The organism is Methylobacterium sp. Leaf125, from assembly GCF_001423085.1.
GTDB lineage: Bacteria > Pseudomonadota > Alphaproteobacteria > Rhizobiales > Beijerinckiaceae > Methylobacterium.
Window position 1 is genome coordinate 24,842 of the sequence record NZ_LMNU01000046.1, and the last position, 12,210, is coordinate 37,051.

At 71.0% G+C, this 12,210-nt stretch carries 16 protein-coding genes; 10 read left to right on the forward strand and 6 right to left on the reverse strand.

Translation table 11 applies throughout. The features are described from left to right. Nucleotides 1-207 precede the first annotated feature (207 nt). The 3 genes from ASF58_RS21235 to ASF58_RS21245 are packed head-to-tail and all read right to left on the reverse strand — an operon-like array spanning nt 208 to nt 4,749. Nucleotides 208-2,676 (reverse strand): branched-chain amino acid ABC transporter ATP-binding protein/permease, encoded by a 2,469-nt coding sequence (locus tag ASF58_RS21235; RefSeq protein ID WP_055957223.1) that lies wholly within the window; start codon nt 2,674-2,676, stop codon nt 208-210. Nucleotides 2,677-2,681: 5 nt separating this feature from the next. Further along, entirely contained in the window at nt 2,682-3,551 is an 870-nt protein-coding gene (locus tag ASF58_RS21240) for a branched-chain amino acid ABC transporter permease (protein ID WP_055957225.1), read from the reverse strand. A gap of 13 nt (nt 3,552-3,564) precedes the next feature. Then, nucleotides 3,565-4,749 carry an ABC transporter substrate-binding protein gene (locus tag ASF58_RS21245; RefSeq protein ID WP_055957226.1) on the reverse strand — a complete coding sequence of 395 codons (1,185 nt, stop codon included), beginning with the start codon at nt 4,747-4,749 and terminating at the stop codon, nt 3,565-3,567. 190 nt (nt 4,750-4,939) lie between these two features. Here ASF58_RS21245 and ASF58_RS21250 point away from each other — a divergent pair, with 190 nt between their 5' ends. Together ASF58_RS21250 and ASF58_RS26300 are read left to right on the forward strand one after the other, a co-directional pair. Continuing rightward, a complete protein-coding gene (locus ASF58_RS21250) occupies nt 4,940-5,341 on the forward strand; it encodes a nuclear transport factor 2 family protein (protein WP_055957228.1) in 402 nt (133 codons plus the stop codon). A 96-nt stretch (nt 5,342-5,437) separates the two neighbouring features. Continuing rightward, nucleotides 5,438-5,581, forward strand: coding sequence for a hypothetical protein (locus tag ASF58_RS26300; RefSeq protein ID WP_156375834.1), 144 nt, complete (start codon nt 5,438-5,440; stop codon nt 5,579-5,581). 886 nt (nt 5,582-6,467) lie between these two features. On the opposite strand, the gene ASF58_RS21260 is transcribed toward ASF58_RS26300, so the two are convergent. Both ASF58_RS21260 and ASF58_RS21265 read right to left on the reverse strand, forming a co-directional pair. Next, on the reverse strand, nt 6,468-7,181 hold the full coding sequence (locus ASF58_RS21260) for a GntR family transcriptional regulator (protein ID WP_055957232.1): 714 nt from the start codon (nt 7,179-7,181) through the stop codon (nt 6,468-6,470). Nucleotides 7,182-7,333: 152 nt separating this feature from the next. Continuing rightward, on the reverse strand, nt 7,334-8,272 hold the full coding sequence (locus ASF58_RS21265; protein ID WP_055957234.1) for a DMT family transporter: 939 nt from the start codon (nt 8,270-8,272) through the stop codon (nt 7,334-7,336). Nucleotides 8,273-8,415: 143 nt separating this feature from the next. Here ASF58_RS21265 and ASF58_RS21270 point away from each other — a divergent pair, with 143 nt between their 5' ends. The 6 genes from ASF58_RS21270 to ASF58_RS21295 all read left to right on the forward strand — a co-directional run bounded on the left by ASF58_RS21270 (nt 8,416) and on the right by ASF58_RS21295 (nt 10,780). Beyond that, nucleotides 8,416-8,904 carry an Lrp/AsnC family transcriptional regulator gene (locus ASF58_RS21270; protein ID WP_055957238.1) on the forward strand — a complete coding sequence of 163 codons (489 nt, stop codon included), beginning with the start codon at nt 8,416-8,418 and terminating at the stop codon, nt 8,902-8,904. Nucleotides 8,905-9,359: 455 nt separating this feature from the next. Further along, nucleotides 9,360-9,689 (forward strand): hypothetical protein, encoded by a 330-nt coding sequence (locus ASF58_RS21275; protein ID WP_055957240.1) that lies wholly within the window; start codon nt 9,360-9,362, stop codon nt 9,687-9,689. A 37-nt stretch (nt 9,690-9,726) separates the two neighbouring features. Then, nucleotides 9,727-9,906 (forward strand): hypothetical protein, encoded by a 180-nt coding sequence (locus tag ASF58_RS21280; RefSeq protein WP_055957242.1) that lies wholly within the window; start codon nt 9,727-9,729, stop codon nt 9,904-9,906. A gap of 92 nt (nt 9,907-9,998) precedes the next feature. Next, entirely contained in the window at nt 9,999-10,184 is a 186-nt protein-coding gene (locus ASF58_RS21285; RefSeq protein WP_055957244.1) for a hypothetical protein, read from the forward strand. A 16-nt stretch (nt 10,185-10,200) separates the two neighbouring features. Then, entirely contained in the window at nt 10,201-10,419 is a 219-nt protein-coding gene (locus ASF58_RS21290; protein ID WP_055957247.1) for a hypothetical protein, read from the forward strand. Nucleotides 10,420-10,459: 40 nt separating this feature from the next. Then, nucleotides 10,460-10,780, forward strand: a complete 321-nt coding sequence (locus tag ASF58_RS21295; protein ID WP_055957250.1) for a hypothetical protein — start codon at nt 10,460-10,462, stop codon at nt 10,778-10,780. Between the two features lie 219 nt (nt 10,781-10,999). Here ASF58_RS21295 and ASF58_RS21300 read toward each other — a convergent pair whose 3' ends face one another. After that, nucleotides 11,000-11,182, reverse strand: a complete 183-nt coding sequence (locus tag ASF58_RS21300; RefSeq protein ID WP_055957253.1) for a hypothetical protein — start codon at nt 11,180-11,182, stop codon at nt 11,000-11,002. A 223-nt stretch (nt 11,183-11,405) separates the two neighbouring features. On the opposite strand from ASF58_RS21300, the gene ASF58_RS21305 reads away from it, so the two are divergent. Continuing rightward, nucleotides 11,406-11,690 carry a hypothetical protein gene (locus ASF58_RS21305; RefSeq protein WP_055957255.1) on the forward strand — a complete coding sequence of 95 codons (285 nt, stop codon included), beginning with the start codon at nt 11,406-11,408 and terminating at the stop codon, nt 11,688-11,690. A gap of 153 nt (nt 11,691-11,843) precedes the next feature. Beyond that, complete coding sequence (locus ASF58_RS21310; RefSeq protein ID WP_055957258.1) at nt 11,844-12,203, forward strand: hypothetical protein; 360 nt, start codon at nt 11,844-11,846, stop codon at nt 12,201-12,203. The last annotated feature ends 7 nt before the right edge of the window (nt 12,204-12,210 follow it).

Below are 12,210 nucleotides of genomic sequence, written 5' to 3' on the forward strand. Positions count from 1 at the left end.
AAATCCACCCAACTTGGTCGTAGCGCGTCGTCCATCAAGCTGCCGAGACGCGGACCGTCAGAGGGGGTGCAAAGGGCCGAAATCCGCCCCCCGATGATTGAACCGGATTGAATCCCGACCCTACGGCGCTGGCTCGAATGTCGTCGCGCGCCAGCGCGCGGGCAGCGCCTCCGCAATGCGCCGACGCCGGCCCGGCCGTCGGCCCCGTCAGGCAGCTCCCAGATAGGCGGCCTCCAGGCCGGCATCGGCGCTGAGTTCGGCGGCGGTGCCGGCGGTGACGACGCGGCCCTGCTCCAGCACGTAGCCGCGATCGGCCACCGTCAGGGCCAGGGCCGCCATCTGGTCGACGATCAGGATGGTGACGCCCTGGTCGCGCAGGTCCGCCACCACGGCGTAGAGGGCGTTGATCATCGCCGGCGCCAGGCCGAGGGAGGGCTCGTCGAGGAGGAGGATGCGCGGCTGCGCCATCATCCCGCGGGCGATCGCCAGCATCTGCTGCTCGCCGCCCGAGAGCAGGCCCGCCCGGCTCGTCGCCCGGTCGCGCAGGCGGGGGAAGCGGGTGAGCAGCGCCTCGATCTCGGCCGGGTCGATGGGCGTCGTGCGGCCATGGGCCCCGAGGCGGATGTTCTCGATCACGGTCAGCTCGGGAAAGACCTGCCGGCCCTCGGGCACCAGGGCGAGGCCGAGGCGGGCGATCGTGTGGGCGGGCAGTTGCGCGATGGCCCGGTCCTCCAGCACGATCCCGCCCGAGACCGGCCGGAGCAGGCCGGCGAGCGCCCGCAGGGTCGTCGACTTGCCGGCGCCGTTGGCGCCCAGCAGCGCCACGGTCTCGCCGGGGCGGACCTCGATGGCGACGCGGTCGAGGACCGGGGCGGCGCCGTAGCCGGCCGTAAGGCCCTGGGTCGAGAGCACCGCGTCGGCCGGCGGCTTCCAGGCGGTGGCGCGGGGCCGGGCCGGCGTGTCGGCCCCGCCCAGATAGGCGCGGATCACCGCCGGGTCGTGGCGGATCGCGGCCGGGGTCCCGTGGGCGATCGGCCGCCCGGCATCCATGACCAGGATCGCGTCCGAGACTCCCATCACCAGGGGCATGTCGTGCTCGACCAGCACCACGGCGATGCCCTGCCCGGCGATCCGGCGCAGGAGGCCGCCCAGCGCGTCGGTGTCGGCCCGGGTCAGGCCGGCGGCGGGCTCGTCCAGGAGGAGGATGCGCGGCCGGCCGGCCAGGGCCCGGGCGATCTCCACGAGGCGGCGGTCGACATGGGGCAGCTCCGCGGCCGGCCGGTCGAGGTCGCCCGCGTAGCCGACGAAGTCCAGCAGGGCCGCGGCGGCGGCGCGGTCCTGCGCGCCGGAGCGGCGCCAGAGGCGGCCCGGCTCGAACGCCAGGGCGACGTTGTCGAGGACGCCGAGCGAGCCGAACAGGCGCGTGGTCTGGTAGGTGCGGGCGATGCCGGCCCGGGCGATGGCGTGGGCCGGGGCCCCGGCGAGGTCCCGCTCCCCCAGGCGGATCGCCCCGGCCTGCGGCCGGTAGAAGCCCGAGATCATGTTGAGCACGGTGGTCTTGCCGGCGCCGTTGGGGCCGATCAGGCTCGTCACCGCCCCGGCCTCCGCCCGGACCGAGACGCCCTCGGCCGCACGGATGCCGCCGAAGCGGATGCCGATGCCCTCGACCACCAGGGCCTGCGCCCCGCGCTGCCCGATGAGCCGGGCGAAATCCATCGCCGGCGGCAGGGCGCCGGTCCGCGGCCGCGGCAGCAGCCGCGCCGCGCTGCCGACGATCCCCGCGGGCACCAGCCAGAGCACCACCAGGGTGGCGAGGCCGAAGAACAGCAGGCGGTACTCGGCGAGCCCCGCCAGGGTCTCGGGCAGCAGCACGGTGACGAGGGCGCCGAACAGCGGCCCCAGCACGGTGCCGGCGCCGCCGACCACCACGGAGAGCACGAACAGGATCGACTGCGAGAACGGGAACGAGCTCGGGGCGATGAACAGCATCAGGGGCGGCAGCACCGCCCCGGCGAGGCCCGTCAGCGCCGCCGAGATCGCGAAGGCCAGGATCTTCACCCGCACCGGGTCGAAGCCGAGGGAGGCGGCCGCCACGTCGGCGTCGCGCACCGCCCGCATCGCCCGGCCGAGGCGGCTGCGGGCGAGGCGGTGGAAGCCGAAGAGGCTCAGGCCCGCGGCGAGGACGGCGAGGAACGCCAGCTCGCGCTCGGCGAAGGGCACGCCGAACAGGCTCGGCCCGGTTGTGACCACGAGGCCGTTCTGGCCGCCGGTGAGCGACCCGCCCTCGATCAGGGCATGCTCGATGATGAAGCCGAAGGCGATCGTGACCATCGCCAGGTAGGGGCCCTTCACCCGCATGGCCGGCACCGCGAGCCCCGCCCCGACCAGGCCCGAGAGCAGGCCGGCCGCCGGCAGGGCGAGCCAGAAGCTCAGGCCGGCCCCGGTGAGGATCGCGCTCGCATAGGCGCCGACGGCGTAGAAGCCCGCATGCCCGAAGGAGATCAGCCCGGTGAGGCCGAGGAGGACGTTGAGCCCGGTCCCGGCGACGGTGGTCAGGGCCACCAGGGCGATGACGAAGTGGCTGTAGCCGCCGGTCAGCCCCACCAGGGCGAGGCCCGCCAGGGTCAGGGCCAGGATGGCGAGCGGCATCGCGGCCGGGGCGCGCAGGCGGTGCATCGGGCTCAGACCTTGTTGATGGCGGCGCGGCCGAGGAGCCCGTCGGGGCGCAGGGCCAGGGCGAGGATGATCACCGAGAACACCACCAGCTGGGTGTAGGTGGAGCCGAGGGTCGCGGTGACCCCGGCCTCGACGAGGCCGTAGAGCAGGCCCGCCAGCACCACGCCGGTGGCCGAGCCGATGCCGCCCAGGATCGCCACCGCGAAGGCCTTGATCCCGAACAGCGCGCCCATCTCGGCCGAGACCGAGAACAGCGGCGCGATGAGGAGTCCGGCGGCCCCGGCGAGGAGGGCCGAGAGCGCGAAGGCGCAGGCCACCGTGCGCCGGACGTCGATGCCCATCAGCCGCGCGGCGTCGGCGTTCTGCGCCACCGCCAGCAGCACCCGTCCGAGATCGGTGCGGCGGAACAGGGTCTGGATCGCCACCGCCACCGAGAGCCCGACCACGGGAATGAGGAGCTGGAGCGGGTAGATGCCGGTGCCGAAGATCTCCACCGGCGTCACGGCCAGCGACGAGGGCAGGCTGCGCGGCTCCTTGCCGAAGGTGAACAGCATCGCGTTGTCGAGGACGATGCCGCCCGCCACGGTGGCGAGCAGCCAGGCCTCCGAGCCCTTCTCGACGAAGGGCCGCACCAGCAGCCGCTCCACCGTGACGCCGAGGACCGCGCAGCCGAGCAGCGCCCCGAGGATCGCGGCCGGCATCGGCCAGCCGAGGGTCACCCCCAGGGTGTAGCCCAGCACCGCCCCGAGGGTGACGGCGCTGCCCTGCGCGAAGTTCACCGTGCCCGAGACCGCGTAGGTGATGTGGAAGCCGAGCGCCACGAGCCCGTACATGCTGCCGAGGCCGAGGCCGGTGATGAGCGTTCCCGTGAGCATCGGCCCCGTTCCCTCAGTTCGTGACGGCGACGATCTCGCCGTTCCGGAAGCGGGTGAAGACGTAGTCCTGCGGACCGAGGGCGTCGTGCTGGCCCGGCGCGAAGGGCTTGTCGTAGGTCTTGATCAGGCCCGGATAGGTCGCGACCTTGTAGAAGCCGTCCCGCACCTCCGGTCCCTTGGTCGAGCCGGCGGCCTTGATCGCCAGGGCGAGCAGGTGGGTGGCGTCGTAGGCGTTGGCGATGCCCACCGCCGGGGTGACGTCGGCCATCGACTGGATCGCCGGATACTTCGCCTTGAGCGCGTCGAGGACCGCGAGGGCCTTCGGGCTGGTGTTGCCCGCGAAGGTGAAGGTCTGGATGAAGTGGACTTTCGCCGCGCTCGGCCCGGCGAGCTCGTCGAAGCGGCCGCCGGCCGGGCCCCAGTGCGAGACCACCGGCACGCTCCAGCCCATCCGGTCGAGGGACTTCACCACCTGGGCGGAGGGCCCGACATTGCCGACGAGGAACAGGGTGTCGGCGCCGGCCTCCCGCAGGCGGGTGAGCTGGGGCACCATGTCGAGGTCGGCGGCCTCGTACTTCTCGATGCCGGCGGCCGGCAGGTTGGCGGCCTTCAGCGCCGCGGTGAGGCCCTGCTGGTTCGACTCGCCCCAGGCGTTGTTGACGAGGATCATCCCGGGCTTCTTCGCCCCGTGGGTCTTCACCGCGTAGGTGACCAGGGCCTCGTCCACCAGGGCGTCCACGGCCGAGACCCGGAAGGCGTAGTTGTCGGCCGCGCCGTTGCGGGTGATGCCGGTGCCGGCGGCCCAGGGGCCGAGGAACGGCACCTTCATCTGGTTGGCGATGGGCACCAGCGCCATCGAGACCGGCGTGTCGAGGCCGCCGACCAGCGCCACCACGCCGACCCGCTGGATCAGCTCGCGGGCGGCCAGCACGCCCTTCGACGGATTGGCCTCGTCGTCCCGCGCCACCAGCTCCAGGGGCCGCCCGAGCACGCCGCCCCCGGCGTTGATCTCGTCGATGGCCAAGCCGATGCCGCGGGAGATCGCCTCGCCGGATTTCGCCGACTGCCCGCTCAGGGCCGTGACGAGGCCGATCCGGATCGGCTCCGCGGCCCGGGCCGTGCCGGAGACGGAGAGCCCGAGAGCAAGGCACGCCCCCAGGGCGAGGCGGCGGGTCAGGGGCGTCGATCGGCTGGGCATGGGGTTTCTCCGGCGGATGCTTCGCCGGCCACTCCGCAACCCCCATGCCAGCCGTCTTGGCCTTGAATTTGCTCAGGGATTTCTGCGCAACGCCGCCGCGTGCCTGCCCAAGCGCCAAAGTGCATACACTTGTTGCATGCACTTTGGCGGCGTTTGCGGCAGGGAGGGGCGTGTCCCCGGAGAGCCGATCATGACCGACACCACAGCCCGCGACGCGGCCAACGTCACCGCCTACCTCGAAGCCTCGATGGTGCCCGACCCCGAGCGGGCGGCGACCTACATGGCGCCGGGCATCACCATCGTGTTCACGGGCGGGCGCAACTTCGCGCATCCGCGCGAGGTCACGGCCTTCAATGCCGGGCGCTACGCCTGGGTGAAGAAGCGGATGGAGCGCCTCGACGTGGTGCCGGGCGACGGCGTCACCACGGTCTACAGCCTCGGCACGCTCTACGGCGCCTGGCCGGACGGGACGCCGTTCGAGGGCAACCGCTACGTCGACCGCTTCACGGTGCGGGACGGCCTGATCGTCACCATGGAGGTCTGGAACGACAGCGCCGAGCGCCTCCTCAGCCAGCACGGCCTGAACACCTGATCCGGGCCGCACCCGATCGCAGCGGTCCGGCCTTATGGAGCAAATGTACCAAAAAGCACCTTAGGTAAAGGCCTACGTATCGCCTATGATGGCAAAATGGACGATCAAAGCCTCATCAACGGACTCCTCGCCAAGCGCGAGGAGCTGAGCCGAGAGAACGCCGATCTGCGCGAGCGCATGGCGATCCTCTCCAACAACATTGAGGCCCTGGACAGGGTTCTAAGCGGCGTGCGGGTTTAGGGGAGAGCTAGAGGGCTCTACGCCCCGCGCAGCCCGTATCGTGCTGTTCTACCGCCACGAGCTACGGGAGTACCTCTTGGCCGAGCTACGCAAGGCAGGGGAGCCCCTGACGGCCCGTCAGTTGGCGCTGCTCGTCTGCCAGACAGAGGGGAAGGATGGACGGGACCGGCGCTTACTGGCCGATGTCACGCGCCGCGTCGGCTGCGCACTCAGGAAGATGCGCGCGAGCCGGATAGTGGAGGGGGAGCGGACGCAGGCAGGGCAGGTGTGGATGACGAGAGCGGAGTGACTGGCCGCGAACTACTCCATCACCCCACTGACTGCATTAGGCCGGCTTGGGCTCAAGCGTAAGCTTCTGGTTCAGCAGCTCAAAGATACTAATCAGTGAATTTATGCTTCTTAAGGTCCAAACGCACAGCGCCAGCCCCAGGCAATTTGACTATGACATGCCCATCGCCCTGCACAGGGCGAGACGTTGACTTCGCTGCCATATCGGCCCCTTCGGCCCTCCGGCCGATCCGTGAACTAAAAAAGGGCGATCGAAGCTTGGCCATGCTTACAGGCTGCCAAGGTGTGGTTTACGCGCCGTGAACGCGGATACCGCCTTCAATCCCCAGAGAGCGGCGCCCCCGATACGCACAGGCGTCACTCCACATTCTGTGGATAACACTTCTTTAAGTGGCGTCCAATATCGCACGAGACAGGCCACTCAAACAAAAATAATTTGCCATCGTTAGATCTGATGTTAATCGCGCAGACGATGGCATTTGGTGCATTTGCTCCATAAGGCCGCAGCGGTCCCCGGATCAGCAAGCCCGCGTGGCCCTTGAACGAAGCCCCCATCCGCCATCCCGACGGGATCCGGCGGATGGGGCACGAGGGCCCGTCAGCCGCCCACGGGCTCGATATAGGGGGCGAGCAGGCGGCCGAGGTCGCGCTCGCGCGGCGGGGCGGCGACGATCCGCGCCCGCTCGGCCACCGCGTCGAGGTGGTGGTCCATCAGCGCCACGGCCCGGGCGGGCTCGCCGGCGATCAGGGCGGCGACGAGGGCACGGTGCTCGCTGACCCCGCACTCGGCGGAATGCGGTCGGCTGTAGAGCGAGAGCACCAGAGCGCAGCGGTAGCCGAGCTCGGCCACGTAGCGCTCCAGCACCGGGCTGCCGGTCATCTGGGCGAGCAGCAGATGGAACTCGGTGGCGAGCCGGATCGAGGCGCCGTCCGCCCCGCCCTGGGCCGCCTCCTCCTGGCCGATATGCGCGTGGAGCGCGGCCTGCTGGTCGGGCGTCAGCCGTCCGACCAGGCGGGCGACCACGAGGCGCTCCAGGCTGATGCGGACGTCGAAGGTGTCGCGGGCCTCCGCCCAGCTCGGGGTCGCCACCACGGCGATGCGGTTGCGCCGCAATTCCACCAGCCCCTCCCCCGCCAGCTGCCCGAGGGCCTGGCGCGCGATGGTGCGGCTGACGCCGAAGCGCTCCCCGAGGGCGTCCTCGGGCAGGCGGTCGCCGGGCATGATCGCCCGCTCGACGATCGCCCGGCGCAGGGACCGGCAGATCGAGCCCACCCGGTCCCGGCTCTCCACCCGCGTCTCGTCGTCCTGCATGTCGCTTCGATCCGTCCCGTGCCCGTTGCGGCTGCGGAAGCAGGAGTGGGACCAGATCGGTTCCCGCATCTCCGGCCGACGATGCGCAAAAGATGTGCCCGTACCGCGAGGGAGTGGCCCGATCCGGAGGGAACGTGCCCGACCGATCCCGGTCAGGCGCGGCGCGCATCCTGCGCCGCGGTGACCAGGGCGGCGGCGAGGCAGCCGAGGCCGACCAGCAGGGCGGGACCGAGGCGCTCGCCCAGGAGCAGGGCGGAGGACAGCAGCCCCACCGCCGGGACCCCGAGGGTGGCGTTCGCCATGGTGAAGCTGTCGATGCGCCGGCCGACCGTCGTGAAGATCACGAAACACAGCGACGTCGCCACGGGGCCGATGAAGACCAAGAGCCCGACGAGGCGCGGCGACCACGCGACCGCGAGCGGCCCCTCGACCGCGAAGGCCGCGACGGCCAGGGGGACCGCGGCCAGCAGCATCTGCCAGGGCGCGAGGTCCAGGGGATGCGCGCGCCAGCGGTGATGCCGGACATGCAGGATGACGCCGGCCCAGCAGAGCGCGCAGACCAGCAGCAGGCTGTTGCCCAGGAGCACGTCGGGATCGGTCCAGTCCATGCCCATGGGCGAGCACACCACGGCGACGCCCACGAGACCGAACAGGATCGCGACGCCCTGCCGGCGCGACGGGCGCGCGCGCAGGACCAGGCAGGCGCCGAGCAGGACCCAGACCGGTGTGGTGTAGGCCAGCAGCGCCGCCCGGCCCGCATCGGTGTGGCGCATCGCGATCAGGCCCAGCGCCGTGAAGGCCATCATCTGCAGGAACCCGACGCTGGCGAGCACCGGCCAGTCGGCCCGGGGCGGCCAGCGCAGGCGGCCCTTGAGGGCGAGAAACCCGAACAGGACCGCGCCGGCGCTGGAGAAGCGCAGGGTCGCGAGCCAGAGGGGCAGAGCGGCGTCGAGGCAGAGCTTCATCGCCGGCCAGCTCAGGCCCCAGAGCAGGACCATCAGGCCGAGCCAGACCCCCGTCGGCACCGCGAGGCGGGGGCGGGCGGGCGCCATGGGCGGCGAGGCCAGCAGCGGGGCGTAGGAATCGACCATGACGGGGGTCCGCAGACAGAGCGCGGACGAGCCCGCGGCCCCGGATGTTTATGACCGAACAGCCGGTATTTTCGTCTTGGTTTTCCGGTTAGAGCGGGAAGATCGGACAGACATGCCGCTCTCCTCTGGTTCGGGGACAGATTATGCCGCCAAGGTCGATCACGCTGGACGACGCGTCCCTGCGCATCCTCGAACGCCTGCAGCGCGACAGCGAGATCAGCGTCGCCGAGCTGGCCCAGGAGGTCGGGCTCTCGACCTCGCCCTGCTGGCGCCGGATCAACGACCTGAAGGCCAGCGGGATCATCCAGCGCTCCGTGGCGGTGGCCGATCCGATCGCCCTCGGGCTGGCGGTCAACGTCTTCGTCCACGTCACGCTGGAGAAACAGACCCAGAATGCGCTGAAGGCCTTCGACGACGCGGTGCGACACCGTCCCGAGGTGATGGAGTGCTACCTGATGAGCGGCGAGGCCGACTACATGCTGCGCGTGGTGGTGGAGGATCTGGGCCAGTTCCAGAAGCTCGTGCTCGATTACCTCACCCGCATCCCCGGCGTCGCGAGCATCCGCTCCAGCTTCGCCCTGGGACAGGTGAAGTACACGACCGCCCTGCCCCTCGGCCACCTCCGGCGCTGAGGAGAGCTCCGTCTTCGGGAACGCGACGCCGTCGCGGCGGACATCCGACGGGTCTTCGCGGACGGGGCCCGGGTGACGCGGGCGAAACAAAGCGATCCCGCCGGGGTTGTCCCCTCAGAACCACCCCGTGAGACCGAGGGTGTGCGACCGGGCGTTCGAGCCGCCGTCGCGCGGCGCCACGTCGGCACCGATGCGGACGGGGCCGCCGGGCACACGGGTCTCGCACGACCCGGCCCAGGCCAGTCACGGAGGGAGCTTGGCGATGACGGAAGGCCCGAAGCCCCCCTCGCGACACGCCGGCAAACCTGAAACCCGGCTCCGGCGCGACCCGCACGGTCACCGGCGGCCGTCCTCTCCCGTGATCGTTTCCGTCCTGTGATCCTAGCCGTCCTATGATCCCTTCCGTCCTGTGATCCTGGGATCCTGTTGTCCTGTCCTTTCTTCGGAGACCCGCGATGAACGACACCCGCAAGCCGTCGGACGCCCCCTCCCGACCGAACCTGCGCGACTTCGACCCCTATACCGACCGCAACGGCCAGGACCTGGGCCAGGACGACCCCCGGGATATCGGCCTGCCGGACCGCCTGCAGCACACGCTGCAATCGGACCCGGGCGGGCAGGCGGAAGCCGCGCGGATCGCCTCCGACTTCCCGCGCCTCGATGCGGTCTCGGGGGGATCGATCGCCAGCGTCGAGGAGGTCGAGGCGGCGACCCCGCCCGAGAACCTGCGCCGGATCTCGGACCCGAGCCCGACCCGGAAGGATGACACGCCCGGGAAGGCCTGAACCGGACGGCGACCCCTCGCACAGGCAGGAGCGTACCATGGAGCGTGACACGAACGCGCCGAGTTCGGAGAAACCGGACTCGACCGGCCCCAATTCACGACCGCGCGACACCACCATCGCCCAGACCGGCGAAGGTATTCCCGATGACAGCGGCCGTCCGGTCGAGATCGACGACAAGGAAGCGCAGCGTATCGAGGAGAAAATTCGGACGCTGTAGCCTGCCAGCGTCAAAGTTTGACCGACCCGGAACAGATGTGATCCGGCGAGATTGTTTGTTGACCCATCCGACATCACTGACAGGAGCCCGGCATGACGGCGAAGGCACCGCCCGTTCCCCCCGCCAACCAGTCCCACAAGGGCCCCGGCAGCACGCCGGAGGCGCCCCTCGCCACGGGCCCGAAGGGCTCGGGCCAGACCCAGAACCCCGACAAGGTCGGTCAGGCGGGCAATTCCAAGGTGAACACCACCAACCAGGGCTACCAACAGGATCGCTGATGAGCCAGGATCGCTGATGAGCACCGCGAAGAAGACGCCCGCGGCCGACCGTCACCACGGCGGCCCCGGCTCCAGCCACCAGGACGCGTCGAAGCCGCAGGCGGTGGACCACGACGGCCCGGCGCCGGGCAGCCCCACCAGCGACACCCGCTCGCACGTCTCCGGCGGCGGGGGCGAGCGCGACCGCCAGCACGCCCACGGTGCGGCGGGCAAGTCCGCCGACCGCTCGCACTGAGACGGATTCCCTTCGGAGACACAGCCAAGGAGACGCCAGGATGGCGAACGCCGATCGACACAAGATGGGCTCGGCCGCCCAGGGCAAGGGCACGGGCAGCGGCGCGATGACGGACCTGCCGGACGGGATCCTGGAAGAGAACATGGTCCTGAGCAATCGCGACAAGTCCCGGCACAACGACGCGCGCGGGCTCGACAGCAAGATGGTCCAGACCGAGCAGTACCAGGACCACGTCGCCAACCGCGAGGTTCCGGCCGACGCGATCGAGTCGGATCCGGCCGGGAACACCACTGGGCTCGCCAGCAGCAAGACCGACCTGTCGGGTGCCCAGAGCAGCCTTGCCAGCCCGGAAAAGTCCTAGCCGGGCAAGCCCGCCCTGGCTGGACCGGGGCGACCGTGAACCCGGTCGATGAGGTCGGCAGCCTCGTCGTCCCCGCCCGCCGGGGCGCCGGGGCGACGGTCGGCCTCACGGGCCCACTCCAGTGACGGCCCAAGCGGGCGCGGCGCGGTCCGAACCGGATCACGCGGCGCCCGCTCACGCGTGGCGTCGAGCCTCTGTCCGGCGCCGTCGCGGCGCCTCCTAGCCGCCCCCGATGCCGCTGGTGATCTTGCCGGTGCCCCGGCAGTCCGGGCAGGGCTCGGCGTCCAGGGTTCCGGTTCCCTGGCAGCGGCGGCAGAGGTTCTCGCCGGTCCCCGGGGTGCCGGGCGTCGCCTCGTCACCGGGCTTCGTGTCACCGGGCGTGGTGGGCTCGTCCTGGGCCATGGCTCGCTCCTGCGATGTCGAGAATGCTCGCGTCTTGGAAAATTCTTGGAAAATGCTTGCTTCTGGGAAGAAGTCCGTCCGTCGACGACTGTTCCCCACAAGCATTTGAAAAGCGCTTTGGCGAACGTACGGATCAGTACGAAGGTCTTCACCGAGGCATTTACTTCGGAACGGGGCGCATCAGGCCGGGTTGCCGTTGCAGATCCCAGCCACGGAGAGAGTGATGAAGTTCTTGACGCCCCTGATCGCGTCCGCCTGCCTCGTATCGACCCTGGCCCTGCCGGCCGCGGCGCAGACCGGGCTGGCGCCGGAGCGCGGCCCCGGCGGCCGCGGCGTCATCGTCGAAGGTCAGTCCAACACCACCGGCAACGACCCGGACGTGGTGATCGCCCGCGGCGCGAACGGGGCCGACACGATCGCCACGGACTCGGCCGCGGGCGGCAACGCCAACCTGCCCGAGCGGGCGATCCCGAACGGGAGCGCCGGCGGCGGGGGCGGCGGGCGCTGAGCGAAGACCCACCCGACTCTTCCCGAAGCGGGGCCCCGGACACGGTCCGGGGCCCCGAAGCGTCGAGCGGTCCTGCGTCAGAGCGGGCGGCGAACGGGCGACGCCATGGCGCGTTGCTCCCCCACAGGTACGCCCCCGACACGGAGCCCCCCCATGACCTTACGATCCGAAACACCCCCGACCCCGGGCAACCTCGCGGTCGAGACGCCGCCCGAGTCCGAGCGGCCCACCACCGCCATGCTGAAGGCCGACATCGACAGCGGCCGGACCGGGGACAAGGTCGCCCATTACGACCCCGGCCTGTCGCAGCTCGGCACCGACGACGAGGCGGCCGGCAATGCCCCCACGCCGGACCGCGTGGCGCTCGCCCGGAAGACCGAGGCCGCGCCGCCCAAGGCCCGGGAGGCCGCCAGGCCGGAGAACGGCAGCGGCTGGATCATGCCGCTGTTCATCGGCCTCGCCGCTTTGGTGCCAGTGGTGGTCGGCGTGTCGCTGTTCGTCTTCAACCGCTGAGGCGGCC